Raw genomic sequence first — 26,095 nt, forward strand, 5'->3', positions numbered from 1 at the left:
TGACGCGACGGGCCGCGGAGATCGATCTCCGCGGCCCGTTCGCCTGTCTTGCCGCCATCGTTCCCGCGAGGGACGGGGGCGGATGCGCCTACGCCCGCGCGGCGAGCGCCCCGGGCGCGAAGGCCGCGAGCGCCTCGCGCCGACGGCTGCGCCCGATCGCGAGTCGCGCGACCACGAGCGAGAGCGCACCGAGCACGAGCATCGCGCCCAGCGCGGCGCCGATGCGCGCGGGGTCTCCCCCGGCGAGCAGCGCCTGCAGGCCGTCGACCGCGGCCGACAGCGGCAGCACCCCGCTCAGCGTCGGGAACGGCTCGGCGAGCGCCACGACCGGCACGAGCCCGCCCGCGGCGACGAGCTGCACGGCGAGCAGTAGCAACGACACCGTCAGGCCCGCCGGGCCGAGCCCGAGCACGAGCGCCGCGTGCAGCGCCGTCAGCGCGAGCGCGATGACGAGCGTGAGCCCCAGCACGCCGAGCGCGAGGTCGAGACCGATCACGCCCGTCGCGAGCAGCAGCACCGTCACCGCGACCGCCTGGCCGGCGGCGACGAGGGATGCCCGCGCGAGCACCCGACGCAGCATCGCCCCCGCGGTCGCCGCCGTGCCGACCACGGCCGAGGCCGCGGGGCGCACCACGAGCATCGTCGCGAGCGCGCCGAGCCACAGTCCGATCGGCACGAGCGTCGCCGCGAGCACGCCGCCGAGGCCGTCGACGGCGTTGGCGCGCTCGGCCTCGACGGCGACGGGCGACGCCGCGAGCTCGGCGTCTCCGGATTCGGGCACTTGCGCGGCGCCGTCGGCCAGGCCCGCCGCGAGCTCGTCGGCGCCCGCGGCGAGGGCGTCGGCCCCTGCGGCGAGCTCGCCGGCTCCGGCGCTGGCCTCGGCGGCGCCGGAGCTGAGGGCTCCGAGGCCGTCGGCGAGAGCATCCGCCCCCTGCACGAGGGCCGGCCCGCCGCCGGCGAGCGCCGCGGCGCCCTCGGCGGAGTCGGCGATGCCGCCCTGCACGCCGTCGATCGCGCCCTGCAGCTGCGGCGCGATCGCGCCGGTCGTGCCCGCGGCCGTCTGCGCGCTCGTGAGCGCGGCGATGAAGGCCTGCTTGTCGGCGTCGCTGAGGTTCGAGGCCTGCACCGCCGCGACGAGCGCGGTCAGCTGAGCGGCCGTCGCCTGCGCGAGCTGATCGGCTCCCGTCACCGCCTGGGCGAGCTGGTCGAGCCCGGCGGCGCCCCGGTCGAGCTGCGCCAGACCCGATGACAGCCCCGCGACGCCGCCGGTGTAGCGCTCGAGCCCCGTGGCGAGCTCGCGGGCACCCTGCGCGGAGGCGGAGGCGCCCGAGCCGAGCGCGGCGATGCCGTCGCCGAGCGCGCTTGCGCCGGAGCCGACCTCGGCGATGCCGCCGCCCACCTGGCTCGCGCCGTCGGCCGCCTCGCCGAGCGCCGATCCGAGCTCGCCGAGGCCCGACTGCAGGCCCGCGAGGTACTGCGCCGTGACGGTGTCGCCGAACTGCTGGGCGAGGCTCGCACCGACCGCCTCGACGATCGTGCCGGCGAGGTAGCTGTGGGCATCGTCGGTCTCGACCGTGATCGGCGCGATCTCCTGCTCGGGCGTGCCGACGGTCAGCAGCGAGGCGGAGAAGCCCTCCGGAATGGTCAGCACGGCGAGCACCTCACCCGAGGCGAGATCCGCCGCGGCCTGCTCGGCGCTCGTCGCGCGCCAGTCGAAGCCGGCGGCGTCCGGTCCGGTGAGCTCGGTGACGAGCTGGCGGCCGGCGAAGACCGGCTGCTCCTCGCCGTCGGGGCCGGTCGTCGTGACGAGCTCGTCGCCGTTGACGACGGCGGCGGGGATGCGGTCGAGCGCCTCATCGGCGTCGCCGACGGCCGCGAGGGCGGCGCCCACGAGGCCGAGCGGCACCAGCACGGCGGCGACGATGCCCGCCCAGCGGCGAGCGCCGCGCGCGCCCGAGCGGCCCGGGCGGGCGGAGGGAGTCGAAGCGGTCATCGAGCGGTCTCCTGCAGCGAGAGGGCGGTCAGCGGGTCGGGATGCCCGGCGTCGTCGAGGTGCAGGGGCACTGCCTGCGGGATCGCGGCGGCCGAGCCCCACACGCGCACGACGCCGGCGGGCGCGAGCGCGACGACGAGGTCGTCAAGCCGGGCGAGCACCGCGGGGTCGACGGCGTCGTCGCGGCCGTCGAGCACGAGCACGGGGGTGGCGTCGAGCGTCGCGGCCGCAGCGAGCAGCACCGCGCGAGACTCGGCGGGCAGCGCGGCGACGCTCGTGCCGGCGTCGTCGAGGCCCGTCGCGTCGAGGCCGTGTCGCGTCGCCAGCCCGGCCAGGCGATCGATCCACCGCGCGGTCGCCCGGCGCGTCGCGGCACGACGCGCGCCGCGAGGGGCGAGCGCCAGCCGCTCGCGCACGAGCTCGCCCACGGTCGTCGCCGCGGGCACGCGCTCGCCGCCGAGGTCGACGAGCGTCACTCGGCGCGCGGCGGCGCCCGGCTGCGAGGGCAGCAGCGCGCCCGCGACGAGGGCGCGGCCGCCCGCGGCGGGCACGAGGCCGGCGAGGGTCGCCGCCACGAGCGAGCGCGTGCCGCGATCGGCGACCAGCGCCACGCGGTCGCCCGCGCGCGCGGTCAGGGTGAGCGCAGCATCCGCCCCCTCGATGGCGAGGCGATCGGCGACGATCGCGACCTCGCCCTGCGTCTCGGCCCACGCCTGCAGCTCGCGCAGGTGCCGCAGACGCTCGCCCTCGACGTCGAGGTCGGGCAGGGCGCGGTCGAGCGCGCGCGGGATCCACCACGCCGAGCGACCGAGCAGGGTCATGATCGCGGGGCCGAGCGTCATGCGCACGACGAAGGCGTCGACCGCAATGCCGACGGCGAGGCCGAGCGCGATCGGCTTGATGAGGTTGGCCCCCTCGGGCACGAAGGCCGCGAAGACGGCGAACATGATGAGCGCCGCGGCCGTGACGACGCGGGCGCCGTGCGCGAAGCCGTCCTCGATCGCCGCCCGGGCGTCGCCCGTGCGCACGAACTCCTCGCGCATGCCGGAGACGAGGAAGACCTCGTAGTCCATGGCAAGGCCGAACAGCACCGCCATGAGGATGATCGGCATGAAGCTCAGGATCGGGCCCTCCTCGGTGTGCAGCAGCTCGACCCCCCAGCCCCACTGGAACACCGCGACCGTCACGCCGAGCGCGGTGCCGACCGTGAGCAGGAAGCCCAGCGCCGCCTTCAGCGGCACGAGCACCGAGCGGAAGACCGCCATGAGCAGCACGATCGACAGGCCGAACACGATGAGGGCGAAGGGCACGAGCGCGTTCGTGAGGCGCGTGGAGATGTCGATGCCGACGGCCGTCACGCCCGTGACCGACAGCGGCGTGCCGAACTCGGCCTCGATGTCGGGCGCCGCCGCGCGCAGGTCGGCCACGACGGTCTTCGTCGCGGGGTCGTCGGGCGCGGTCTCGGGTGCGACGCGGAAGATCGCGAGCTCGAGACCCGGCGAAGGGATGCCCTGGCTGACGCTCGCGACCCCGTCGACCCGCTCGAGCTCGGCCCGGATGCCCGCGAGGTCGTCGAGGATGTCGGTCGTCTGCGTGATGTCGGCCGTCACGAGCAGAGGGCCGGCGGTGCCGGGGCCGAACGCGTCGGCGATGAGGTCGTAGGCCTCGCGCTGCGTCGAGCCGGCGGGCTCGTTGCCGCCGTCGGGCAGGTTGAGGTCGAGCGAGAAGGTCGGGATCGAGAGGGTGCCGAGCACGGCCACGACGGCGACCGTCGTGAGCACGGGCCGCTTCATGACGCCGCGCACCCAGCGGCGCCCCATCGTGCGGGCGTGCTCGGCCTCGGGCTGGGCGCGGCGCCAGGCGCGCGAGCCGGGCTTCGGAACGAGTCGGCTCCCGGCGAGGCCGAGCAGGGCCGGCAGCAGGGTGACGGCGCCGGCGATCGCGACGAGCACGGCGAACGCGGCGCCGATGCCCATGACCGAGAGGAAGGGGATGCCCACCACGAGCAGCCCCATGAGCGCGATGATGACGGTCAGCCCCGCGAAGACGACGGCGCTGCCGGCGGTGCCGACGGCGATCGCGGTCGACTCCTCCGGCTCCATGCCGCGGCCGAGCTGCGTGCGGTGGCGCGAGACGATGAACAGCGCGTAGTCGATGCCGACGGCGAGGCCGATCATGAGCGCGAGCAGCGGTGCCGAGCTCGACACGGGCACCGCGGCGGCGAGCGCGAGGATGCCGCCCATGACGGTGCCGACGCCGACGAGCGCCGTGACGAGCGGCATGCCGGCCGCGGCGAGCGAGCCGAAGGTGACGACGAGCACCACCCCGGCGACGACGACGCCGAAGACCTCGAGGATGGTGATGCCGACGGTCGTGTCCTGGAAGACCTGCCCGGCGAACTCGACGCGCGCCTCGCGGCCCTCGCCCGTCGCGATGAGCTCCTCCAGCGTGGCGTCGCTGACCTCCTCCGAGGTGCCGGCGAGCTGCACCTGCACGATCGCGACGCGCTCGTCGTCGCTCACCTGGTTCTCGGCGAACTCGTCGAACGGCCCGAGCACGGCCTCGACGCCGTCGACACGGGCGAGGTCGGCGGCGAGGTCGTCGATCTCGGCGCGGATGCCCGCATCCGTCACCGAGGCCCCCTCCGGTGCGACGACGACGGCCTGCGCGCTCGCTCCGGCGACCTGCGGGAAGAGCGCGTCGAGCTGGTCGAGCGCCTCCTGCGACTCGGTGCCGGGGATCGAGAAGGCGTCCTCCGTCTGGCCGCCGAGGGCGAGCCCGCCGCCGAGGGCGGCGGCGAAGGCGAGCAGCCAGGCGACGAGCACGAGCCGGGCGCGGCGGTACGAGAAGCGCCCCAGGCGGGCGAGCAGGGTGGCCATGGGTGACTCCTAGTGGGTGGTGGTCGTGGTCGGGGCGGGGGCGCCGCTCGGCAGCAGCAGCTCGCCGATGACGGCGAGGAGGGCGGCGCGCAGCACGACCGGGTCCTCCTCCTCGACGGCGAGCTGCCGGGCGGCGGCGAGGCAGTAGGCGGCGCCGCCGAGGGCGATCCCGTAGCGCAGCTTCTCGACGGGCGAGCTCGCCGCGAGGTCGAAGAGCTCGGCGAGGCGGCGCATGAGGCCGAGGGCGCGCTGCATGACGGGCACGTCTTCCAGGGTCGAGCCCTGGTTGATGACGAGGTGCACGACCTGGCGGTGCTGCAGCAGGTAGTCCACGAAGGCCTCGAGGAAGGCGGGGCGGTGCTCGAGCTCGAGGCCGCGCGCGGCGGTCGTGTCGATGAGCGCGTCGAGGTCGTCGAGCGCGGGAGCGAGCACCGCTTCAAGCAGGCGCTCCTTGGAGTCGTAGTGGTAGAGCACGCTCGCCTTCGAGCTGCCGGCGAGGTCGGCGATGCGCTGGAGGCTCGTCGCGGCGTAGCCAGCGGAGGCGAACTCGTCGAGGGCGATCAGGCGGAGGTCGTCGGAGCGTGACACTCGATCGAGGCTACCTGACCGATCGGTCAGCATCTGACCGGGCGGTCAGTTCTGGGGTCGCTCTCCCCCATCTCCCAGCTTTCCGGGCGCGATCGCGACGACGCCCGCTAGCGTGGGGCGACGATCCGATGGAGGTGCACTCGTGCGCAAGTACCTGTTCAACGGCGCGATCTTGAGCGCCGCGGTCTCGGCCGTGAGCGTCATCAATGCGACCCGCAAGGGCCCGCGCGACTGGCGCCTCGCCCTCATGTGGGCCAGCTGGGGCATCAGCGTCGCGATCGCGGTCGGCACGATCATCGAGGATCAGAAGAAGCCCGGCGACCCCGCCTTCCAGCTCGTCGACAGCTGATCGACGCCGCGCGCCACAGTGCGTGCACCGCGATTCCCGCCGCGAACGAGACGAGGGTCGCCGCGAGCGGCGCGTCGTCCTCGAGCAGCGGGTACAGCTCCCAGTGCACGAGGTAGACGAAGAGCGACGCCGTCGCGACGGTCGTCACGACCGGCACGACGAGGCGGGGGATGCGCACCGAGCGCAGCCACGTCAGCGCGAGCAGCCCGGCCACGACGACCGCCTCCCGCTGCACATCGCCGAAGAACCCGATCGTGCCGATGAGCGCGAGGCCGGAGACCGCCGCGCGCTGCCCGACCGTCTCGGCCCGCGCGATCGCCCAGCCGAGCGCGAGCAGCCACAGCACCCCCGGCAGGGCGTAGCGCTCGACGGCGCCTGACGTGACGCCGCCGGTGACGGCGAGCCGCACGCCAAGCGCCGCGACGACGACGCCGACGGCGAGCGCGAAGGGCGCGCGCCGCTCGAGCCGGTCGACGCCCGGCACGAGGAGCGCGAGCGCGCCGAGCAGCGTCGCCCAGACGGCGGCCTCGAGGAACCAGAACCGCCACTGCTCGCTCCAGCCGGAGGCATCGCCGAGCACAGAATTCAGCAGCAGCGCGGTCGTCGGCTCGTACGCGCCGGTGGTGAGCGCGACGCCGCCGATCCACAGCACGGCCGGCACGGCGATCATCGCGGTCGCGCGCACGAGCCCGCGCACGCGAGCCGCGCGCGTCGCTCCGGCGAGCGGGAACCGCGCGAGGTTGTAGCCGAGCACCGCGAGCAGCACGTGCGCCCCGCCCTGGATGCCGAGCAGGTTCGCGTGCGTGCCGACGATGAGCACGATCGCGAGGGCCCGCAGCGCGACGGGCGCCTCGACGGTGACGAGCGCCCACGACGAGCGCCGCCTCGACGCGGCTGACGCGGCGGTGGCGGTCGCGGTGGATGCCCGCTCGCCGTCGCCCGTCGACGCCGCGGCCGCAAGGCCCGCCTCGGCGCGAGCGGCCGCGAGGGCTCCGAGCTCGGCCGCCGTCATGGTCGGCCACTCGCGCGGCAGCGCCCCGACGAGGCGCTCGAGCCGCACGACGGCCTCGACGTAGGCGAGCGAGTCGCCGTCGAGGGTGACGAAGCTGTCGGTCGCGGCGGCGTCGGGGCGGTCGAGCACGGTCGCGTAGAGGGCGCGCACCGCCTCGGTCAGCGCAGCGGGGTCGTCGTCGGCGGCCCGCGCCGAGGACACGGCACTCTCCTCGCCCGCCGGGAGCTGCGCGGTCGCCGCCGCGAGCCGCTCGGCGAGCTCGCGCAGCTCGCCACGGTCGGGCTTGCCGCTCGAGGTCACCGCGAGCGCTCCCAGGCGCGCGACCGCGAACGAGCGCGTCGGCAGGCCCGTCGCGGCGGCGAGCACGGCGGGCACGCACTCGAGCTCGGCGGCCGTCGCCGGCGAGCCGACGAGCACGCCGTCGGGGCCCTCCACGGCGTAGGCGGGCAGCCCCTTCTCGCCCAGCAGCGTCTCGAGCCGGTCGAGGTCGACGCGCAGGCCGAAGAGCTTCACGAACCGGCTCGCGCGCCCGACGATCTCGACGAGGCCGTCCGGGGCGATGCGCGCGAGGTCGCCGGTGCGCAGCTCGTCGAGCTTGGCCCCGCGGGCGAGGTCGGCGGTGCTCGCGGCGTAGCCCATCATGACGTTCGGTCCGGTGTAGACGAGCTCGCCGCATCCGGCCTCATCGGGCGCGTCGATGCGCAGCGCGCCGCCGGGGATGGCCACGCCGATCGCCTCGGGGCGCGAGGCGGCGAGGTGCGGCGGCAGGTAGGCCATGCGCGCGGTGGCCTCGGTCGCGCCGTACATGACGACGAAGTCGGCGCCGTGCTCGGCGGCCTCGCCCGCCCAGCGGCGCACGCGGTCGGCAGCGAGGCGCCCGCCGGCCTGCGTCATGAGGCGCAGGCTCGGCAGTGCGAAGGGTCGCGCCTCGGAGGCCTCAAGCAGCGAGAAGGTGTGCGGCACGCCGGCGAGCGAGGTGACGCGGGCCTCGCGCGCGTCGCTCCAGAAGGCGGGGTCGACGACGCTGCGCTCGGTCAGCAGCACGCTCGCCCCGGCTGCCAGGTGGCTCGTCACGATCGACAGGCCGTAGCAGTAGTGCAGCGGCAGCGTGGTCGCCCCGCGGTCCTCGCGCGTCAGCCGCAGGTACTCCGCGATCGCGCGGGCGTTACTGCGCAGGTTCTCGCGCGAGAGCCGCACGAGCTTCGGCGAGCCGGTCGAGCCGGAGGTGCTCAGCAGCATCGCGAGCTCGGGGTGCAGCTCGTGGGCGCTGCCGTCGCGGCTGTGCTCGAGCACGAGCTCGCCGTCGAGGCTGTCGAGCACGGTGTCGGGGTCGTACGCGTCGAGGATGCTGCGCCGCAGCGTCGCGGCGGGCCCCTCCCCTGCATCGACGAGCACGACGGGATGCCCGCCCGCGAGCGCGGCGAGCAGGCTCACGATCGTCTGCTCGTCTCGCCGGCAGGCGAGCATGACGAGCCTGCGCTCGGCGCCGAGCAGCGCGGAGCGCTCCGCGACGCGGTCGCGCAGCTCCCCGTAGGTGACGCGCCCGTGCGGCCCGACGAGCGCGACGTCGTCGTCGGCTCCGGCGAGCAGCGGCAGCTCGCGGGCACGGGCGAGGGTGGTCGTCGAGGGAGCGGTCATGATCCTGAGGAGGGGGCGGCGGCGCGGACGAGCGTGACGGCCCGCGAGTAAGGGAAGCCTAAGCTATGCGGCCGCCGCGCGGGCCTGCACACTCGACACTCGCGCCGTGCGGGGGTGCCCTCGTTCAGCCCTGCGCGGCGAACGCCATGCCGATGCCGAGCAGGATCAGGGCGCAGCCGCCGACGGCGCGGAGGGCGGCGATGCGGCGCCGGTTCGAGGCGAAGCACTCCCGCGCGGTGCCGGCGGCGATGCCGTAGAGCGAGTCGCTCACGACGCCCATGGCGAGGAAGATCGCGCCGAGCCCGATCATCTGCAGCGCGGGGTCGCCGGCATCGGGCACGACCGCCTGGGGCAGCGCGGCGACGAAGAACACGATCGTCTTCGGGTTGGTGAGCCCCACGACGACGCTCTCGCGCACGATCGTGCGGGTGCGCGGGGTGACGGGGTCGAGCTCGCCCTCGCCGAACTCGCTCCGGTGCCGGATCGACTGGACGCCCAGCCACACGAGCACGAGCGCGCCGGCGACCTTCAGCACGGTGAACAGCACAGCCGACTGCGCGATGACGACGCCGACCCCGAGCGCGACCGACACGATCTGCAGCCCCACCCCGACCGCCCCGCCGAGCACGCTCAACAGGGCCGCGCGCGTGCCGAGCGCGAGCGCGCGACCGATGACGAACAGCACGCCGGGCCCCGGCACGACGATGATGACGACCGAGGTGAGCACGAACGCCAGCAGCTCGGGACCGAACACCACGAGCACGATGCTAGGGCCGCGCCGAGCGGCCTCCGAACGCCGGTCGCCGTCGGCTGCGGGCGACGTTCGCGAGGCGAGCATCCGGATGCCCCGCAGCGCTCTCGGCTCGCACCGAAGTCGCTGCGGCACAGTGCTGCCGTGGACGACGCGCACCATAGGCCCTGGCCCCTGCTCCGCGACCGACGGGCGGGGGCTCGCGCATGAACCAGCTCTGGATCGACCTCGCCCTCGTGGCGGTCTTCGTCGGCATCGGCGGCGTCTTCGCCGCCACCGAGCTCGCCCTCGTCTCGCTGCGCGAGAGCCAGCTCGCCGCGCTCGAGGCGCGCAGCGCTCGCGGCGCGCGCGTCGCGGCCGTCGCGCGCGACCCGAACACCTTCCTCGCCGCGGTGCAGGTCGGCGTCACCGTCGCCGGCTTTCTCTCCGCCGCGTACGGCGCGACGGCGCTCGCGCCGTACCTCTCCCCCGCGCTCGAGGGGCTCGGGCTCGAGCGCGCGACCGCCGAGACGGTCGCGGTCGTCGTCATGACGCTGCTCGTCGCCTACGCCTCCCTCGTGTTCGGCGAGCTCGCGCCGAAGCGGCTCGCGCTGCAGCGCGCCGAGGCCTTCGCGCTCGTCGTCGCGCCACCGCTCGCGACGCTCTCGCGCCTGCTGCGCCCGCTCATCTGGCTGCTCGGTCGCTCGACCGACCTCGTCGTGCGGCTGCTCGGGGGCGACCCGCGACGCCGCGGCGAGTCGATGAGCGACGACGAGCTGCGCTCGCTCGTGGCCTCGCACGAGGGGCTCGGCGATGAGGAGCGCGAGATCGTCGCCGACGTGCTCGGCGCCGCCGACCGCACGATCGTCGAGGTCATGCGTCCGCGCGGCGACATCGTCTCCCTGCGCGCCGGCATGACGATCGCCGAGGCGCGCGAGGCGGTGCGCGAGCAGCCGTACTCGCGCTACCCGGTGCTGCGCGAGAGCGCCGACGACATCGACCGCTTCGTGCACGTGCGCGACCTCGCGTGGGCCGAGCAGCCGGAACGACGCATCGACGAGCTGGCTCGACCGGTCGCCCTCGTGCCCGGCACCGCGCTCGTGCTGCCGACGCTCGCGGCCCTGCGCGACGCCGGCGCGCACCTGGCCATCGTCGTCGACGAGTACGGCGGCACCGACGGTCTCGTCACGCTGGAGGACCTGGTCGAGGAGCTCATCGGCGAGGTCCACGACGAGTACGACCCCGCCGACCGCGCGCGCGGTCGGGAGACGCCCGGCCCGGAGCTCTCGACCGTGCCGGGCGACACGACGCTCGACCGCTTCGCCGAGCTCACGGGCCTGACGCTCGAGGAGGGGCCGTATGAGACGGTCGCCGGTTTCGTCGTCGCGCGCCTCGGTCGCCTCGCCGAGCAGGGGGATGCGGTGGCCGTCAACGGCGCGACGCTCACGGTCGCGACGGTGCGGCGCCGCCGCATCACCGTGGTGCGGCTCGATCGCGCGTCGAGCACGGCGGAGGACGCCGAGCATGCGAAAGGCCCGGCAGCTGGCGAGAGCTGACCGGGCCTGTCGTACACCCCCCGGGACTTGAACCCGGAACCCACTGATTAAGAGTCAGTTGCTCTGCCAATTGAGCTAGAGGTGCGCAGTTCGACGAGCGAACCGAGAGGCAACGATAGCAGAGATCGAGAGGCGCGTTCCACACGGCGGGCGTCCAGCCGGTGCGGGGCGGGCATCCATACACTGACCAGCGAGCGCCGAGGCCCGCAGGGCCGGCGCGCCCCGCCCTCTCATCTCGCAAGGAGCCCCTCATGACCGAGGCCCGCCTCGAGGCCGGCGCGCCCGCGCCCGCCTTCACGCTCGCCGACAAGGACGGCCAGCACGTCTCGCTCTCCGACTACGCCGGGAAGAAGGTCGTGCTGTACTTCTACCCCGCCGCCTCGACGCCCGGCTGCACTACGCAGGCGTGCGACTTCCGCGACAGCCTCAACTCGCTCGCCGCCGCCGGCTACCAGGTGCTCGGCGTCTCGAAGGATCAGGGCCCGGCGCTGCAGAAGTTCGCCGAGGAGGAGAACCTGAACTTCCCGCTGCTGAGCGACCCCGACCTCGCGGTGCACCAGGCCTACGGCGCCTACGGTGAGAAGTCGATGTACGGCAAGACCGTCACGGGCGTCATCCGCTCGACCTTCGTCATCGACGAGAACGGCGTCGTGACGCACCCGCTCTACAACGTCAAGGCCACCGGCCACGTGGCGAGCCTGCGCAAGAAGCTCGGCATCGACGCCTGAGCCGCGCCTCGCCGGCGCCTCCGCGGCGCTGAATCGCACGACCCCGACGGGCTCGAGTCGCCTACGACTCGGGCCCGTCGTCGTGCCTGGCCAGGTGTTCGCTCACCGAAGGTGTCAGCAGCAGCACGATCGCGACGATCGCGGGGATCAGCAGCCAGGAGGCGATATCGGGCCGCGGCAGGAAGCCCTGGATGCTGCCGACCCCCACCGCGACCTGCAGGAACTGCCACACGAGCGCTCCGCCGCGCGTCCACGAACGGCCGCGCCACATCGCGATCGTCAGCGTGATCAGCCAGAACGCGGCGATCGCGGCGACGACGAGCAGCGCGATCGCGGTCGCGACAGAGGTCGTCGGCTGCGTCGCGAGCTCGTAGCCGAGGAAGATCGTGACGCCCGCCATGAGCGCCGCCTCGGCACCGATGATGGTGACGAGCAGCACGACGAGAGGTGTACGGCCGGTGTCGTTCAGGGAAATCGCCCTCGCTGAAACTCTTGATTTCGAGTGTGTTACGGGTCAGACTATTCGAGGTTGATGAACCGCCTACAGCGCCGTGGGCCGTCTTGAAGATCCTCTTCACTCCCCACTCGACACCTCGGTTCGCCGAGGTCGCGGTGCGCCCGTCAACCCGATGCCGAAGGTCTCGTCGAAGGCGCCCGCAGCCCAACCCAAGGAGCACTGTCCCATGGACTGGCGTGACAAGGCAGCCTGCCTCACCGCTGACCCCGAGCTGTTCTTCCCGGTCGGCAACACCGGCCCCGCGGTCGACCAGATCGAGAAGGCCAAGACGGTGTGCGGCCGATGCTCGGTGACTGAGACGTGCCTGCAGTACGCCCTCGAGACCAACCAGGACTCGGGCGTGTGGGGCGGCCTCAGCGAGGATGAGCGCCGAGCTCTCAAGCGCCGCGCAGCGCGAGCCCGCCGGGCCTCCTAGCCGCCACAGACCCGCCCCGTCGTCGCTGCGGTCGTCGCGCGGAGGCGGGGCGTTCCTCTGCCCTCCGCGCGGCGACCGGATGCCCGACCGGCGCCGCGACCGCGCTGCGCGCCTGCGCTGCCCGACCGCCTAGCCGCGGCGCCGCAGGTACAGCAGCGGCACCTCGATCGTGACCTCGGTGCCCTCACCCTCGAGGGTGTGCCAGTCGATCGTGCCGCCGAGCTCGCCCTGGATCAGGGTGCGCACGATCTGCGTGCCGAGCCCCGTGCCGACCTTGCCCTCGGGCAGGCCGCCGCCGTTGTCGCGCACCTTGACGGTGAGCCCGTCGTCGCTGCGCGTCGCGATGATCTCGACCTCGCCGTCGCCGCGACCCACGAGACCGTGCTCGACGGCGTTCGTCACGAGCTCGGTGAGCGCGAGCGCGAGCGGCGTCGCGTACTCGCTCGGCAGCGTTCCGAAGCTGCCCGTCGAGCGCGGGCGCACGACCGTGTTGTGGCTCGAGGCCACCTCGGCGATGAGCATGAGCACGCGCGCGAAGACCTCGTCGAAGTCGACGTTCTGACTGAGGCCCTCCGAGAGGGTGTCGTGCACCACGGCGATCGCCGCGACGCGACGCATGGCCTGCGTCAGGGCATCCCGCGCCCCCTCGCTGTGCGTACGGCGGGCCTGGATGCGCAGCAGCGAGGCGACCGTCTGCAGATTGTTCTTCACCCGGTGGTGGATCTCGCGGATCGTCGCATCCTTGGTGATGAGCTCGCGCTCCTGGTGGCGCACCTCGGTGACGTCGCGGCACAGCACGATGGCGCCGATGCGCACGCCGCCGAGCCGCAGCGGGATCGCCCGCAGGCTCACCGTCACGCCGCGCGCGTCGATGTCGGTGCGCCAGGGCGCGCGGCCGGTCACCACGAGCGGCAGCGACTCGTCGACGACGGCCTTGCCGTGCACGAGGCGCGTCGTGACGTCGGCGAGCGACTCGCCCTCGAGCTCGCCCGCGAAGCCCATGCGGTTGAAGGCACTCAGGCCGTTGGGGCTCGCGAAGGTGACGATGCCGTCGACATCGAGGCGGATGAGCCCGTCGGAGGCGCGCGGCGCACCGCGGCGCGGCCCGCTCGGCGCCGCCAGGTCGGGGAAGTCGGCGCTCGCGATCATCTCGAAGAGGTCGTTGGCGCACTCGTTGAAGGTGAGCTCCTGCCGGCTCGGCATGCGCGCCTCACTGAGGTTCGTGTGCCGGGTGAGCACCGCGATCGGATGCTCCCCCACCGCCTTGCCGCCCGGCGACAGTCGCCGCAGCACCGGCACGGCCCGCACGCGCGTGGGCGTCTCCTCGTACCAGTCGGGCGCGCTCGAGTCGACGATGCTCGCGCTCTCGAAGGCCTGCGTGACCTGCCGCCGCCACTCGGGCTTGATCTCCTGGCCCACGAAGTCGCGGTAGAACAGCGTCGCCGAGCTCGACGGCCGCGCGTGCGCGACCGCGACGAAGCCGCCCTCGGTCGTCGGCACCCACAGCACGATGTCGGCGAAGGCGAGATCGGCCAGCAGCTGCCCCTCGGCGATGAGCAGGTGCAGCCACTCGATGTCGGCGTCGGTCAGCGCGGCGTGCTCGTGCACGAGATCGGACAGGGTCGACACCCCGTCAGGCTACCCCGTCCGCCGCGCGCACTCGGCCGGAGCGCAGCGCCCGTGCCCGACCGCTCGCGGGCGCCGGTGCGAACCCGACCCGGTCGGCCACGCGCCCGGCACCGGCCCGCAGCGCCGAGCGCGGGGCGACGTCGACGACGGTGCGGGCGCTCAGCAGCGCCGCGTCGGCCGCGCCCGGGTCGTCGGCGATGAGCACGGGGTCGGTGATGCCCCCGAAGCGGTCGAGCGTCTGCCGCACCTGCCCGGCCGGGTCGATGCCGAGCACGCTCGCCCGCACCCGATTGGCCACGACGTGCACACGATCGGTCGTCACGGTCTCGAGCAGGTCGGCGTGCGTACGCAGCAGTCGAGCCAGGCCGACGGGGTCAGCGGCGCCGACCACCACGACGTCGTCCGCCGCCCGCAGCGCCGCGATCGTCGCGGCGTTGCGGCGTGGCGCGAGCAGATCGCTCGAGACCTCTTCGTCGGTCTCGAGGTTGAAGCCCGTGTCGACGACCACGACGTCGCACCACGACCGCGTCGCCTCGAGCGCCCGCGCCACGCGGTCGCGTGAGAGCTCGGGCCAGCGGTGCGGCCGCCCGATGCCGGTGAGCACGCGGAACGGCGCGGCCGTGCCGCCGTAGGTCAGGGCGATGCGGTCGAGCTCGCCGTCGTCGAGCGCGTCGGAGCCCGCGAGACGGCAGGCGGCGGCGAACCCCGGTGCCTCGTCGAGCAGCCCCAGCGCGGGCGCGATCGTGCCCCCGTAGGTGTCGGAATCCACCAGGCACACCTCGAGCCCGCGCGACGCGAGCTCGGCGGCGAGAGCGATCGCGATCGTCGTGCGGCCGGGGGCTCCTGCCGGGCCCCACACCGCCACGATGCGACGCGCGGGCGAGTCGCTCGCACCCTCCCTCTCGTCTGCCGCGCCGAGGGGGGCCGCGTCCGCTGCGATCTCTCCGGCGTGCTCGGCCGCCGCAGCCGGCGGCGCGGGCGGCGCCGCCAGCTCCGCGTCGCGCGTCGAGCGCGACCAGGGCCACCGTCGGACTCCGCGCGCGGCGAAACGGTCGGCGCTCCGCGAGCTGCTGGCCTCCGGCTCGAGCGCGGGAGGGTCGATGCGGTGCGGGGCGCGCGGCCGCAGGCGACGAGCATCGTCGCGCCGCGCACGCCCGCCGTCTTCGGCGGGATCGAGATCGGTCGACGGCGCGAGGGCGGGCGGAGCATCCGGCATCGGGGTCGACGGCGTGGCCGGGCGGGCCCCCGCGAAGCCGGGATGCGCACCGGCCGCCTCGTCGATGCCGCCGTCGAGAGCGTCGAACGCGGGCGACAGCACCGCGAGGTCGATCGGGCGACCGGGCACGGCGCGCAGGATGTCGTGCACGCCGAGCAGTCCGGCGGTCGCCGAGAGCGCATCGTCGGCGCGCACCAGGCACGTGCGCACACCCAGGAGGTCGCAGGCCGCGACCACCTCGGCGGTCGCCACGGCGGGGTCGTCGGCGACGAGCACGACGTCGGGGACGACCTCGCCGAGCTGCGCCAGCACCTCGTCGTGGCCCGTGGCCCGCCACGCGATGCGATGCCCCGCGCGCAGCAGCGCGAGCTCGACGGCGTCGGCGTCGAGACCGGGAAGGGCGAGTGCGACCTGCACGTCAGCGCCCCAGCGCGATGGCCGCCGGCACCGCCGCGAGCGCGTCGCCGTTGGCGAGGGCGTCGAGGATGCGCGCGACGTCACGGCGAGGCACGAGCAGCTCGACGCGAGCGGCCTCCGCGCCGGCGACGAGGCCCTCCTCCGCGAGCTCGCGCACGAGCTGGGCGCCGGAGCTGATGACGACGGGCGCGCCGAACCGACCGGCCTCCTCCTGCGGGGAGGCCCAGACGTCGACGACGTCACCGGGCCGCACCGTCTCGCCCAGGGGCGTGGTGAGCGCGACCACGATCGTCGTTGTGGAGGGGCCGCGCTCGTCGCCCACTGCGGCGAACGGCACGAGCTCGCCCTCCCCGATTGTGCGAGCGACGACGACGCCCTCCTCCGGCATCGCGTCGGCGGTGAGGTAGGCATCGACGTCCGCGCCGAGCGACACGCGACGCAGCTCGAGATCGTCGGCGACGACGCGCTCGCCCGCGGTCAGCAGCCGGGGCGCCGCGTAGACCTCGACGCCGTCGTCGTTGACCGCGACGATGCCGACGACGGCGGCGATCGAGGCGACGACGAGGGCGAGGCCGATGAGCAGGCGCGGGTCGGGCGCACGGCGGCGCGAGGGCCGGTCGTCGCGATCGCGCTGAGGCATGAAGGCTCCCTGGGGGGTCGAGGGGCGCGGGGCCCGGCGGAACGCGAACGATACTGAGCAATGCACCACGTCGTGCCGTGCAGTTATCCACACAGCGGCGTCGCGCTCGAGGACGGTGGGATGATCGACGCATGTCCGAGCAGACCTCGAGTGCGATGGGTCGCTTCCTGACGCTCACCGACGTCGCCGAGGTGCTGAGCCTGACCGCGGCGGAGGTGCTGGCGCTCGTGCGCTCGGGCGAGCTTCCCGCGATCCGGCTCGGCTCGATCGGGCAGTGGCGGGTCGAGCACGCCGTGCTGGAGTCGTTCATCACCGACAAGTACGACGAGAGTCGGCGCCTCGCGCTCTGGCACGAGGCCGAGTACGCCGACGTCGCGGAGATGTTCCCCGATCAGAGGCGCAGCAGGAGCACCTGATCGAGCGCGATCACGCGGATGTGATCGACGGCGCTCTCGCGTCGCGGCGTGCCGAGCTCGTGCACCGCGAGGTCGAGGTGGTCGCGCCCGACGCGATCGATCGTGCCGGTCACGACCGAGGTCGACGTCTCGACCGCGAGCGCCGTCCGGCGGCGGCACAGGTCGCGCAGCAGGAAGGCGATGCCGAGCCGGGCCGCGAGCACGGGCGATTCCGGTGCGGGCGCGAGCGACGCCTCCACCTGCCCGCGGTCGAGCAGCAGCGCATCGATCGCCGAGAAGGGCACGACGGCCTGCACTCCGGAGCGGTCGTCGAGGTCGCCCGCCATCCAATCGCGCCCCACCGTGAGGGGCCGGAGCACGTGCATCTCGCCCGCCAGGGAGCGGTAGCGGATGCGGCGGGCCGCCGGGTCCGCCGAGCGCTGGACCGCCGCGATGCGCTCGCGCAGGGTGAGCCGACCGAGACGCAGGCGCTCCTCCTCCTGCTGCAGATCCGCCTCCTCCGCGCGCAGCTCGTGCTCGAGCTGGCCGGCGAGGTCGTCGAAGAGGTGATCCCAGCGCATGCGGGCGACGGTAGCCACCGCCTCCGACGCTCGCGACATGGTTCTCCACAATCGGCGCCACCCCCTGGACAGTGAGGAATCATTCTGCTTAGGTGTGATCGCCCCCCGAACGGGGGTGATCGCTTCGGTCTGCTGAGCGCCCCGCGCGAGGTCGATCGACCGGCCCGCCTCGGAGAAGAGGAGTCGCATCATGAGCCCCGTCGCTGCCGCCCCCGCCGTTGAGAACGCACCGGTCACCGAGACCGCGCCCGCACCGAAGCGCCCGCGCTCGGGCCGCACGATCCACGCGCGCATCGCCCACGAGGAGTTCTTCGACTACCAGCCGACCTCCACCGCCGACCTCCCCGACCCCCGCCCGCTCGTCGAGAACCTGACCCGCTGCGTGGTCGAGATCCTCGCCGGGGCGCGCGAGCTCGAGCAGATCGCCCGCTGGGTCACCGACGACGTCTACTCCACGCTCCTGAAGCGCCAGGTGATCTCCGCCCGCGCCCGCGCCGCGCGCGGCAAGCCGGTCATCCGCCCGGCGTTCGCCCTCGGCTCCACGATCATCTGCGAGCCCCGCGACGGCATCATCGAGGCTGTCGTCGTGGTGAACTCTCGCGCGCGGTCGCGCGCCGTCGCCGTGCGACTGGAGGGGCTCGACCGCCGCTGGCGGGCGAGCGCCATCCACGTGCTCTGACCAGCGGCGCCGATCGAGCGCGCCGCAGCGAGCGCGATCACCGTCCCCCGACGTCGATCGCGAGGAGCGCAGCGGGCCCCCAGGCTCGCGCTCCGACGAGAACGGCCCCGAGGGATGCTCCCCCGGGGCCGTTCTCGTGCCGAGCCGCTCGGCTCAGCCCTTGCGGTCGTTCTTGCGGCGCTCGGCGCGGTTGGCGGGCGCCGGCGCCGACTCGCCGTCGGTGCGCTGCCCGAAGGCTCCGGTCGTTCCCGCCGGGCGCGCGGCCGGCGCACCCGGTCGGCCCGCAGCGGGACGCGCCGCGGGGGCGCCGCCCGTGCGGGGCGTCGCGGTCGGTGCGGCCTGCCGCGCCTTCGCCGTCTCGGCCTGCTGCAACTGCCCGCGCTGGTTGCGCACCTCCACGTCGCCGTCGGCGCTCGGGGCGGTGTAGCTGAGGTTCTGCGGCGTCTGCGGCGCGTTGAGCCCCTTCGCCGTGACCTGCGCGGTGCCCTTGCCGCCCGTGACCTCGACCTCGAGGTTGAACAGGAACCCGACCGCGTCCTCGCGGATCTGGCCCATCATCGACTGGAACAGGGCGTAGCCCTCGCGCTGGTACTCCACGAGCGGGTCGCGCTGCGCCATGGCGCGCAGGCCGATGCCGTCCTTCAGGTAGTCCATCTCGTAGAGGTGGTCGCGCCAGCGGCGGTCGATCACGCTCAGCACGACGCGACGCTCGAGCTCGCGCGTCGCCGTGCGGCCGAGGCTCTCCTCCCGCTTCGCGTAGGCGAGCTTCGCATCGGAGACGAGCTCGCGCACGAGGAAGGCGCTCGTGAGCTTGGGCCCCGCCTCGCTGATGACCTCGTCGATCGTGAGCGAGACCGGGTAGAGGGTCTTGAGCTCCGTCCAGAGCTGGTCCAGATCCCAGTCGTCGCTGTGGCCCGCGGCGGTGTGCGACTCGACGACCTCGGTGATGACGGCCTCGATGAACGACTGCACGCGCTCCTGCAGGTCGTCGCCCTCGAGGATGTGCCGGCGGTCGGTGTAGATCGCCTCGCGCTGGCGGTTGAGCACGTCGTCGTACTTGAGCACGTTCTTGCGGATCTCGGCGTTGCGCGACTCGACCTGCGACTGCGCCGAGCGGATCGCGCGGCTGACGACCTTCGACTCGATGGCGAGGTCGTCCGGCACGTTCGAGCGGCTCATGAGCGCCTCGGCGGCACCCGCGTTGAACAGGCGCATGAGGTCGTCCTGCAGCGAGAGGTAGAAGCGACTCTCGCCCGGGTCGCCCTGACGGCCGGAGCGACCGCGCAGCTGGTTGTCGATGCGGCGCGACTCGTGACGCTCCGTGCCGAGCACGTAGAGGCCCCCGGCGGCGATGACCTTCTCGGCCTCGACCGCGACCTGCTCCTTCACGCGGTCGAAGACCGCATCCCACTCCGCCTCGTACTCGTCGGGCGTCTCGACGGGGCTCAGCCCGCGCGAGTTCATCTCGGCGACGGCGAGGAACTCGGCGTTGCCGCCGAGCATGATGTCGGTGCCGCGGCCAGCCATGTTCGTGGCGACCGTGACGGCGCCGATGCGGCCGGCCTGGGCGATGATCGCCGCCTCGCGGGCGTGGTTCTTGGCGTTGAGCACCTCGTGGCGCACGCCGCGCTTGGCGAGCATGCGCGAGAGCAGCTCGCTCTTCTCCACGCTCGTCGTGCCGACGAGCACGGGCTGGCCCTTCTCGTGGCGGCGCACGATGTCCTCCACGACCTGCTCGAACTTCGCCTGCTCGTTCTTGTAGACGAGGTCGGGCTGGTCGATGCGCTGCATGGGGCGGTTCGTCGGGATGGGCACGACGCCGAGCTTGTAGGTGCTCATGAACTCGGCCGCCTCGGTCTCGGCGGTACCGGTCATGCCCGAGAGCTTGGAATACAGGCGGAAGTAGTTCTGCAGCGTCACGGTCGCGAGCGTCTGGTTCTCGGCCTTGACCGTGACGCCCTCCTTCGCCTCGATCGCCTGGTGAATTCCCTCGTTGTAGCGGCGGCCCACGAGGATGCGGCCCGTGTGCTCGTCGACGATGAGCACCTCGCCGTTCATGACGACGTAGTCCTTGTCGCGCTTGAACAGCGCCGAGGCCTTGATGGCGTTGTTGAGGAACGAGATCAGCGGCGTGTTCGCCGACTCGTAGAGGTTGTCGATGCCCAGGTAGTCTTCGACCTTCTCGATGCCGGGCTCGAGCACGCCGACGGTGCGCTTCTTCTCGTCGACCTCGTAGTCCTCACCCGGCACGAGGCGCGTGGCGATGCGCGCGAACTCCTGGAACCAGCGGTTGGCCTCGCCCGAGGAGGGGCCGGAGATGATGAGCGGCGTGCGGGCCTCGTCGATGAGGATCGAGTCGACCTCGTCGACGATCGCGAAGAAGTGGCCGCGCTGCACCATGTCGCTGGCCTGCCAGGCCATGTTGTCGCGCAGGTAGTCGAAGCCGAACTCGTTGTTCGTGCCGTAGGTGATGTCGGCCGCGTACTGCTGGCGGCGCACCTCCGGCGTCTGGCCCGAGAGGATGCAGCCGGTCGTCATGCCCAGGGCGCGGAAGATGCGGCCCATGAGCTCCGACTGGTAGCTCGCCAGGTAGTCGTTGACGGTGATGACGTGCACGCCGCGCGCGGGGATCGCGTTGAGGTACGCGGCGAGCGTGGCGACGAGCGTCTTGCCCTCACCCGTCTTCATCTCCGCGATGTTGCCCAGGTGCAGGGCGGCGCCGCCCATGAGCTGCACGTCGAAGTGCCGCATGCCGAGCGTGCGCTTGGCCGCCTCGCGCACCGCGGCGAAGGCCTCGGGCAGCAGGTCGTCGAGCGACTCGCCGTTGCCGTAGCGCTCGCGCAGCTCGGCGGTCTCGTTCTTCAGCTCGTCGTCAGTGAGTTCGGTGAAGTCGTCCTCGAGCTGGTTGATCGCGTCGGCGTACGCCTTCAGCCTGCGGAGGATGCGGCCTTCGCCGACCCGGAGGACTCGCTCGAGAACATTCGCCACTTCGATAACTCCACTCATCGGGCGTGCGCTGCACGGCCCTCAGGTCTCGGGGACGCCGTCGGGATCGGAGCCCGGGCATGCGGCGGCCCACCGCGCGGTGCGGCGGGCCCATGCTAGCAACCCGCGCTCGGCGCTGGTCGGAGAGCGAACGCGACAGCGCCGGGTGCGTGCGATGCGCGCACCCGGCGCTGCGGGCATCCGACCGTGGGGGCCGGAGGGAGCGGCTCAGCCGCGACGACGGCTCTTCGCCGGCGCCTCCTGCTCGGTCTCGAGGCCGATGACGCCGTAGTTCCAGCCGGTGCGGCGGTAGACCACGCTCGGGCGATCGGTCTCGGCGTCGATGAAGAGGAAGAAGTCGTGGCCGACGAGCTCGAGCTGGTCGACGGCCTCGTCGACGGTCATCGACGCCGCCGGGAAGACCTTCGAGCGCACGACCACGGGCGAGTAGGCCTCCTCGCCGTCGGCCGTCGCCTCGTCGACCGTCGGGATCGACCCCGTCGCGACCTTCGCGATCGTCTCCGGGTCGGCCGGCGTGATGTCGACGACGCGGAAGCCGTCGGCGCTCGCCTCCCGCAGTGACACCGGCCGATGCTGGCCGCGATGGACCTTCTTCTTGTCCTTGGCTCGCCGCAGGCGTTCCAGCAGCTTGTCGATCGCGAGATCGAAGGCCACGTACTTGTCGCTGCCCGCCGATTCGGCGCGCACCACGGGGCCCGGCCCCACGAGCGTCATCTCCACACGGTCGTCTCCGGCGTGCCCGCCGACCTTCTCGTGGTGGCGCGAGACCTTGATCTCGAGCGCGAGCGCACGATCGGCGAGGTGGGAGACCTTCTCCGCCTTCTCGGTGGCGTAGTCGCGGAACCTGTCGGTGATCCCGATGTTGCGACCCGTGATGGTGATGTCCACGTCGACCTCCTTGACCGTTGAGCGTGCCGCCTGCGGTCAGGCGGTGATCACGCCTTCCATGACGTCACGCTAGTCCTGTCGCGGGGCGTTGTCACGAGGCCCGCTGAGGTGTTCCCGGTTCATCCCCTTGGCGGGCGCTGAGTGCGCCGACGAGGTGCCAGCGGATGGCTGACTCACCGTGCCGACGCGGCGTCGCGGCGATCGCGGCGCCGCCCACGACCGCGGCACCGGCCCGCGCGAGGGCGCGCGCGGCGGCGCGCAGGGTCGCCCCGCTCGTCACCACGTCGTCGAGCAGCACGACCCGCCGACCCTGGAGGTCGCGCGTCACCCGGGGCTCGCTGCGAAGACTCGTGCGCTCGGCGAGCGAGCGCTGCTTCTGCACCACCGCTCGACCGTCGCGCGGCTCGGGCGCGAGCTCGAGCGCACGGGCCACGGCGAGGCCCGCCCGGCGGGCGAGCAGCTCGACCGGCTGGAAGCCGCGCCGGCCGAGTGCCGCGCGCGAGCCCGGCACGGGCACGAGCACGGCGCCCTCAGCCAGCGGCAGCGCGTAGGCGAGCTCGAGCGCGGCGAGCAGCGGCGCGCGCAGGGGGCGGGCGAGCTCTGTGCGACCCTCCTCCTTGAGCGCGAGCAGGGCCGCGCGCGCGGCGCCGGCGTAGGCCGTGCCGGCGACGATCGGCAGGGGCGGGTGGTCGGGTGCGACGTCGAGGAGCGCCGTGCGCGGGGTGGGAGCCAGCTGCGCGGCGCACGCGGGGCACAGGGCGCGGTCGGGCGCACCGCATCCTGCGCAGTCGACGGGCGCGACGAGCGCGGCGGCGTCGAGCAGGGCGCGAGCGAGCAGCATCGCGCCAGTGTGCGCCGAGCAGCAATGGTGCAGGGGCGCACGCGGCACCGCGCGGGGAAGGCCGCGCTCGGCCAGCCGTGGGGAGGCGCGGCCGCTACTGCTGCACGCCGAGGAAGACCGCGGTCACCCCCGTGCCCTGCCAGCCGGAGCCGCGCGGCTCGAGCACCACGCCCTCGGTGGTCAGGGCGCGCAGGCCGTCGGTGCCGCCGTTGCCGCCGACGAGCTGCACCGCCGCGGCGGGTCGGCCCAGAGAGCGGGAGCGGCCGCCGATCTCGAGCAGCTGCGCGAGCGGGCCCTCGTCGTCGGAGACGAGCACCGCGACGCGCACCTCATCGACCCAGGCGGCGTCGATCGGCGTGCCCTCGACGACCGGCAGCTCTTCGAACTGCCCGAGGCGCACGGGCACGTTCGACTCCGGGTCGCGGATGATGCCCGCCACGACCAGGCGCGGCCCGCTCGCACCGTCGAGCAGCAGCAGCACGCGGGCGTCGTCGCGCGAGACGTCGAGCGAGACCACGCGGTCGTCGGGCCCGATCGCCGCCTCGACGGCGTGCGGGGTGCCGTCGAGCTCGGTCGCGCGGATGCCGCCGGCGCCGCTCGCCGTCGCGCTCCACACGAAGCTGTACCCGTCGACGCTCGGGGCGACGAGACCCTGACGCGCGTCGAGGAGCGCCGGCGGGGCATCCCCCGTGCGCACCGACCACACGCCTGCCGAGGTGAGGGCCGCGGCGAGCGTGCCGCTCGGACCGAGCGTGACGGCGGTCGCACCCAGTTCGAGCACGCGGTCGCTCAGCTCGCCGAGCTGCTCGATGCCGGATCCGCCGACGAAGCCGAAGGCCTCCTCGGTGCGCACGAGCAGGCGCGCGTCGACCTGCGGCGGCACGTCGAGGCCGATCGGCCCCTCGGCGATCGCGACCGGATTCTGGTCGACCGTGATCTGCACCGCCGCGACGCCGCTGACGTTGCGCAGGCTCGCTTCGAGCTGGCGGCGCAGCGCGCGGCGCTGGCCGTCGTCGATCACGAGCACCTCGTCGGTGAGGTCGACCTGCGCCTGCCCGCTCACGACCTCGACGGGGGCGGCGAGCGCCGTGCCCTCCGGCACCGCCGAGACGACGGCGCCCTCGAGCCAGGTCGTCGGCGCTTCGAGCACGGCGCGGACGACGCGCGAGGCCAGCTCGGCGCGGGTCGGGAACCAGCGCAGGTCGGGCACGAGGTTCTGGAACGCGGCATCGTAGTAGTAGACGGCGTGCGGGCTGAAGGCGGAGGGGAACGCCTGCTGCGAGATGAGGATGCCGTCCTGCAGCTCGGCGATGCGCCACTCGCCCTCCTCCTCCACGAAGCGGAACGGCGCGAGCTCCTGCGGGCCGGAGGCCGCCTGACTGTAGCGCCCGAGCCCGTCGACCTCGGCCGACACCGGCACGGTGTAGGTGAGCGTCTGGTCGTCGACGCGCTCGACCTCGCCCTCGCGCGCGCGCACGAGTGTGCCGGCGTACGGGTTCCAGGTGAGCTGCGCCTCCTCAGCCAGGTACTGCCGGGCGATGCGGTAGTTGTTCTGCGAGGCCGTCGTCGCCGCGAGGAAGCCGGCGAGGATCTCCTCCTGGCTCGCACCCTCGGTCGGGCCCGAGGGCAGGAAGTCGAAGTCTGCGTCGACGTCCTGCTCGATCTCGCCGCCGGGCTGCACCGGGCCCGAGAAGGGCACCTGCACGCACGCGGTCAGCAGCACGACGGGCAGCAGCGCGAGCGCGCCCCACCGGCGCAGCGTGGCGCGGAGTCGTCGCTCAGTCATCGTGACTCCCCTGCTCGGTGGCGAGCGCCGCATCGAACGGATCCGCGGGCGGCAGCTCGATCGGCGAGGTGCCGAGCGGCTCACCGGGGCGACGGGGCAGCGTCAGGCGGAAGCACGTGCCCTCCCCCTCCGCAGACCAGACGTCGATGACGCCGCCGTGGAGGTGCGCGTCCTCCGTCGCGATCGCGAGACCGAGCCCGGTGCCGCCGGTCGTGCGCTGGCGGGAGGGGTCGGCGCGCCAGAAGCGGTCGAACACGCGCTCGAGCTGCTCGGGGCTCATGCCGATGCCGTAGTCGCGCACGGCGATCGCGACGGCACGGGCATCCGAGTCGACGTGCACGACCACGGGCCGCCCCTCGCCGTGGTCGACGGCGTTGCCGAGCAGGTTCTGCAGGATGCGGCGCAGTCGACGCGCGTCGACGTCGGCCTCGAAGTACCCGCCCGGCGCGACCAGCCGCAGCTCGCTGCCCTTCTCGTCGGCGAGCGGGCGGATGCCCTCGAGCGAGTCCTCGACGAGCCGCACGAGGTTCGTCGGCTCGGTCTCGAGCTGAGCCGCGCCGGCGTCGAAGCGGCTCATCTCCAGCAGGTCGCCGAGCATGACCTCGAAGCGCTCGACCTGGGTGTGCAGCAGCTCCGCGGTGCGGGCCGTCGCCGGCGGGAACTGCTCGCGCTGGTCGTAGAGCACGGCGCCGGCAAGGCGGATCGTCGTCAGTGGCGTGCGCAGCTCGTGGCTGACGTCGCTCACGAAGCGCTGCTGCACGCGCGAGAGGTCGGCGAGCTGGGTGATCTGCCGCTGCAGGCTGTCGGCCATGCGGTTGAACGAGCGAGCGAGGGTCGCGATGACGTCCTCGCCGCGCTCGGGGATGCGCTCCTCGAGCTGACCGGCGGCGAGCTTCTCGGCCGTCGCCGCCGCGACGCGCACCGGTTCGATCGCAAGGCGCACGACGAAGAAGGTGACGAGGGCGATCGTGAGCACGAGCAAGAGCGAGCCGATCACGAGGGTCTGCTGCACGAAGTCGAGGGTCTGCTGCACGTCGCGTACGTTGTAGACGAGGTACACCTCGTACTGGCCCGCGGTCGGCACCTCGATCGCGCCGCCGACGACGATGCCCGGGTCGACCGCGGTCTCGGTGTCGATCGTCACGGCCTGGGCGTACACCGAGCCGTCGCCCTCGGCGACCTGCGCGCGCAGCTCGGGCGAGATGACCGAGAGGTCGAGCTCGCGCGTGGAGGTCTGCTGCATGATCTGCGGCGACTGCTGACCCTCCGTGCGCAGGATCGCGTACTGCGTGCCGCCGGGGTTCGAGCCCGCCGAGCGGATCGTGGTCTGCGCGGTCGAGTTCGCCGTCTCGAGGTCGATCGTGCCGGTCTGCGTGACCGAGGAGTCGAACACCTGCTGCGCGGTCGCCGTCGCCTGGCGCGCCTCGGCGAGCACCTGCTGCTTGCGCGCCTCGTACAGGTTCGTGGCGATGCTGATCGACATGTAGCCGGAGATGATCGTCACCGCGACGGTCGAGAGCGCGACGGTGATCGCGACCGTGCGCAGCTGCAGCGAGCTGCGCCACAGCCTCCTGGCTCGCGAGAGCCAGTCGCGCCAGTCGAGGGGCGGCAT

General features: G+C 73.6%; 21 protein-coding genes and 1 tRNA gene. 6 read left to right on the top strand and 16 right to left on the bottom strand.

The window, feature by feature from the left end:
* Positions 1–88: 88 nt before the first annotated feature.
* From ID804_RS11345 to ID804_RS11355, 3 genes are read right to left on the bottom strand one after another with little or no spacing between them, the layout of a single operon-like run.
* Positions 89–1,993 (bottom strand): YhgE/Pip domain-containing protein, encoded by a 1,905-nt coding sequence (locus ID804_RS11345; protein WP_169080184.1) that lies wholly within the window; start codon positions 1,991–1,993, stop codon positions 89–91.
* A complete protein-coding gene (locus tag ID804_RS11350; protein ID WP_169080186.1) occupies positions 1,990–4,872 on the bottom strand; it encodes an MMPL family transporter in 2,883 nt (960 codons plus the stop codon). Before ID804_RS11350 ends, ID804_RS11345 begins: the two co-directional genes overlap by 4 nt.
* A 9-nt stretch (positions 4,873–4,881) precedes the next feature.
* Complete coding sequence (locus ID804_RS11355; RefSeq protein WP_317451280.1) at positions 4,882–5,460, bottom strand: TetR/AcrR family transcriptional regulator; 579 nt, start codon at positions 5,458–5,460, stop codon at positions 4,882–4,884.
* Positions 5,461–5,602: 142 nt separating this feature from the next.
* Here ID804_RS11355 and ID804_RS11360 point away from each other — a divergent pair, with 142 nt between their 5' ends.
* On the top strand, positions 5,603–5,809 hold the full coding sequence (locus tag ID804_RS11360; RefSeq protein ID WP_169080190.1) for a hypothetical protein: 207 nt from the start codon (positions 5,603–5,605) through the stop codon (positions 5,807–5,809).
* Here the strand turns inward: ID804_RS11360 and ID804_RS11365 are convergent.
* The gene (locus tag ID804_RS11365; protein ID WP_169080192.1) at positions 5,754–8,459 is read right to left on the bottom strand and encodes an AMP-binding protein; all 2,706 of its coding nucleotides are present in this window, start codon (positions 8,457–8,459) and stop codon (positions 5,754–5,756) included. The two genes, ID804_RS11360 and ID804_RS11365, sit on opposite strands and share 56 nt — an antisense overlap.
* Positions 8,460–8,583: 124 nt before the next feature.
* On the bottom strand, positions 8,584–9,216 hold the full coding sequence (locus ID804_RS11370) for a LysE family translocator (RefSeq protein ID WP_317451281.1): 633 nt from the start codon (positions 9,214–9,216) through the stop codon (positions 8,584–8,586).
* Positions 9,217–9,416: 200 nt separating this feature from the next.
* Here ID804_RS11370 and ID804_RS11375 point away from each other — a divergent pair, with 200 nt between their 5' ends.
* The gene (locus ID804_RS11375; protein ID WP_169080196.1) at positions 9,417–10,745 is read left to right on the top strand and encodes a hemolysin family protein; all 1,329 of its coding nucleotides are present in this window, start codon (positions 9,417–9,419) and stop codon (positions 10,743–10,745) included.
* A 12-nt stretch (positions 10,746–10,757) separates the two neighbouring features.
* On the opposite strand, the gene ID804_RS11380 is transcribed toward ID804_RS11375, so the two are convergent.
* Positions 10,758–10,830 (bottom strand) — tRNA-Lys (locus ID804_RS11380).
* 166 nt (positions 10,831–10,996) lie between these two features.
* Between ID804_RS11380 and bcp the strand changes: the two genes are divergently transcribed.
* Entirely contained in the window at positions 10,997–11,473 is a 477-nt protein-coding gene (bcp, locus tag ID804_RS11385) for a thioredoxin-dependent thiol peroxidase (RefSeq protein WP_169080198.1), read from the top strand.
* Between the two features lie 61 nt (positions 11,474–11,534).
* On the opposite strand, the gene ID804_RS11390 is transcribed toward bcp, so the two are convergent.
* On the bottom strand, positions 11,535–11,912 hold the full coding sequence (locus tag ID804_RS11390) for a hypothetical protein (protein WP_169080200.1): 378 nt from the start codon (positions 11,910–11,912) through the stop codon (positions 11,535–11,537).
* Positions 11,913–12,156: 244 nt separating this feature from the next.
* Between ID804_RS11390 and ID804_RS11395 the strand changes: the two genes are divergently transcribed.
* Positions 12,157–12,405 carry a WhiB family transcriptional regulator gene (locus tag ID804_RS11395; RefSeq protein WP_055859575.1) on the top strand — a complete coding sequence of 83 codons (249 nt, stop codon included), beginning with the start codon at positions 12,157–12,159 and terminating at the stop codon, positions 12,403–12,405.
* A gap of 129 nt (positions 12,406–12,534) precedes the next feature.
* On the opposite strand, the gene ID804_RS11400 is transcribed toward ID804_RS11395, so the two are convergent.
* Genes ID804_RS11400 through ID804_RS11410 form a run of 3 tightly spaced genes read right to left on the bottom strand, consistent with a single transcriptional unit; the run spans position 12,535 to position 16,307 of the window.
* Positions 12,535–14,034: a sensor histidine kinase gene (locus tag ID804_RS11400; protein ID WP_169080201.1), complete on the bottom strand. Its 1,500-nt coding sequence runs from the start codon at positions 14,032–14,034 to the stop codon at positions 12,535–12,537.
* A gap of 4 nt (positions 14,035–14,038) precedes the next feature.
* Positions 14,039–15,667, bottom strand: a complete 1,629-nt coding sequence (locus tag ID804_RS11405; RefSeq protein WP_169080203.1) for a nucleotide-binding protein — start codon at positions 15,665–15,667, stop codon at positions 14,039–14,041.
* 1 nt (position 15,668) lies between these two features.
* On the bottom strand, positions 15,669–16,307 hold the full coding sequence (locus ID804_RS11410) for a CpaB family protein (protein WP_169080205.1): 639 nt from the start codon (positions 16,305–16,307) through the stop codon (positions 15,669–15,671).
* A gap of 131 nt (positions 16,308–16,438) precedes the next feature.
* Between ID804_RS11410 and ID804_RS11415 the strand changes: the two genes are divergently transcribed.
* Complete coding sequence (locus tag ID804_RS11415; RefSeq protein ID WP_317451282.1) at positions 16,439–16,723, top strand: helix-turn-helix domain-containing protein; 285 nt, start codon at positions 16,439–16,441, stop codon at positions 16,721–16,723.
* On the opposite strand, the gene ID804_RS11420 is transcribed toward ID804_RS11415, so the two are convergent.
* Complete coding sequence (locus tag ID804_RS11420; RefSeq protein WP_169080207.1) at positions 16,699–17,283, bottom strand: hypothetical protein; 585 nt, start codon at positions 17,281–17,283, stop codon at positions 16,699–16,701. The genes ID804_RS11415 and ID804_RS11420 overlap by 25 nt on opposite strands.
* Positions 17,284–17,473: 190 nt before the next feature.
* Here ID804_RS11420 and ID804_RS11425 point away from each other — a divergent pair, with 190 nt between their 5' ends.
* Positions 17,474–17,962: an Rv3235 family protein gene (locus ID804_RS11425; protein ID WP_211161227.1), complete on the top strand. Its 489-nt coding sequence runs from the start codon at positions 17,474–17,476 to the stop codon at positions 17,960–17,962.
* Positions 17,963–18,115: 153 nt separating this feature from the next.
* On the opposite strand, the gene secA is transcribed toward ID804_RS11425, so the two are convergent.
* From secA to mtrB, 5 genes are all read right to left on the bottom strand, one after another.
* On the bottom strand, positions 18,116–20,950 hold the full coding sequence (gene secA / locus ID804_RS11430) for a preprotein translocase subunit SecA (RefSeq protein WP_169080209.1): 2,835 nt from the start codon (positions 20,948–20,950) through the stop codon (positions 18,116–18,118).
* 225 nt (positions 20,951–21,175) lie between these two features.
* The gene (gene hpf, locus ID804_RS11435; RefSeq protein WP_169080211.1) at positions 21,176–21,856 is read right to left on the bottom strand and encodes a ribosome hibernation-promoting factor, HPF/YfiA family; all 681 of its coding nucleotides are present in this window, start codon (positions 21,854–21,856) and stop codon (positions 21,176–21,178) included.
* 91 nt (positions 21,857–21,947) lie between these two features.
* On the bottom strand, positions 21,948–22,697 hold the full coding sequence (locus ID804_RS11440) for a ComF family protein (protein ID WP_169080213.1): 750 nt from the start codon (positions 22,695–22,697) through the stop codon (positions 21,948–21,950).
* 94 nt (positions 22,698–22,791) lie between these two features.
* A complete protein-coding gene (locus ID804_RS11445) occupies positions 22,792–24,483 on the bottom strand; it encodes a GerMN domain-containing protein (protein ID WP_169080215.1) in 1,692 nt (563 codons plus the stop codon).
* A complete protein-coding gene (mtrB, locus tag ID804_RS11450) occupies positions 24,476–26,095 on the bottom strand; it encodes an MtrAB system histidine kinase MtrB (protein ID WP_169080217.1) in 1,620 nt (539 codons plus the stop codon). The genes ID804_RS11445 and mtrB overlap by 8 nt, the downstream gene beginning before the upstream one ends.

It is taken from the genome of Microcella alkalica, assembly GCF_014595885.1.
In the GTDB taxonomy this organism is placed as follows: Bacteria; Actinomycetota; Actinomycetes; order Actinomycetales; family Microbacteriaceae; genus Microcella; species Microcella alkaliphila_B.

What these genes read in the sequence shown, in the direction of transcription:
- ID804_RS11445 (WP_169080215.1), bottom strand. Translation starts at nt 24,483, where the DNA reads ATGACTGAGCGACGACTCCGCGCCACGCTGCGCCGGTGGGGCGCGCTC.
- ID804_RS11410 (WP_169080205.1), bottom strand. Translation starts at nt 16,307, where the DNA reads ATGCCTCAGCGCGATCGCGACGACCGGCCCTCGCGCCGCCGTGCGCCC.
- ID804_RS11365 (WP_169080192.1), bottom strand. Translation starts at nt 8,459, where the DNA reads ATGACCGCTCCCTCGACGACCACCCTCGCCCGTGCCCGCGAGCTGCCG.
- ID804_RS11395 (WP_055859575.1), top strand. Translation starts at nt 12,157, where the DNA reads ATGGACTGGCGTGACAAGGCAGCCTGCCTCACCGCTGACCCCGAGCTG.
- ID804_RS11345 (WP_169080184.1), bottom strand. Translation starts at nt 1,993, where the DNA reads ATGACCGCTTCGACTCCCTCCGCCCGCCCGGGCCGCTCGGGCGCGCGC.
- ID804_RS11425 (WP_211161227.1), top strand. Translation starts at nt 17,474, where the DNA reads ATGAGCCCCGTCGCTGCCGCCCCCGCCGTTGAGAACGCACCGGTCACC.
- mtrB (WP_169080217.1), bottom strand. Translation starts at nt 26,095, where the DNA reads ATGCCGCCCCTCGACTGGCGCGACTGGCTCTCGCGAGCCAGGAGGCTG.
- ID804_RS11415 (WP_317451282.1), top strand. Translation starts at nt 16,439, where the DNA reads ATGTCCGAGCAGACCTCGAGTGCGATGGGTCGCTTCCTGACGCTCACC.
- ID804_RS11375 (WP_169080196.1), top strand. Translation starts at nt 9,417, where the DNA reads ATGAACCAGCTCTGGATCGACCTCGCCCTCGTGGCGGTCTTCGTCGGC.
- ID804_RS11350 (WP_169080186.1), bottom strand. Translation starts at nt 4,872, where the DNA reads ATGGCCACCCTGCTCGCCCGCCTGGGGCGCTTCTCGTACCGCCGCGCC.
- ID804_RS11420 (WP_169080207.1), bottom strand. Translation starts at nt 17,283, where the DNA reads ATGCGCTGGGATCACCTCTTCGACGACCTCGCCGGCCAGCTCGAGCAC.
- ID804_RS11440 (WP_169080213.1), bottom strand. Translation starts at nt 22,697, where the DNA reads ATGCTGCTCGCTCGCGCCCTGCTCGACGCCGCCGCGCTCGTCGCGCCC.
- bcp (WP_169080198.1), top strand. Translation starts at nt 10,997, where the DNA reads ATGACCGAGGCCCGCCTCGAGGCCGGCGCGCCCGCGCCCGCCTTCACG.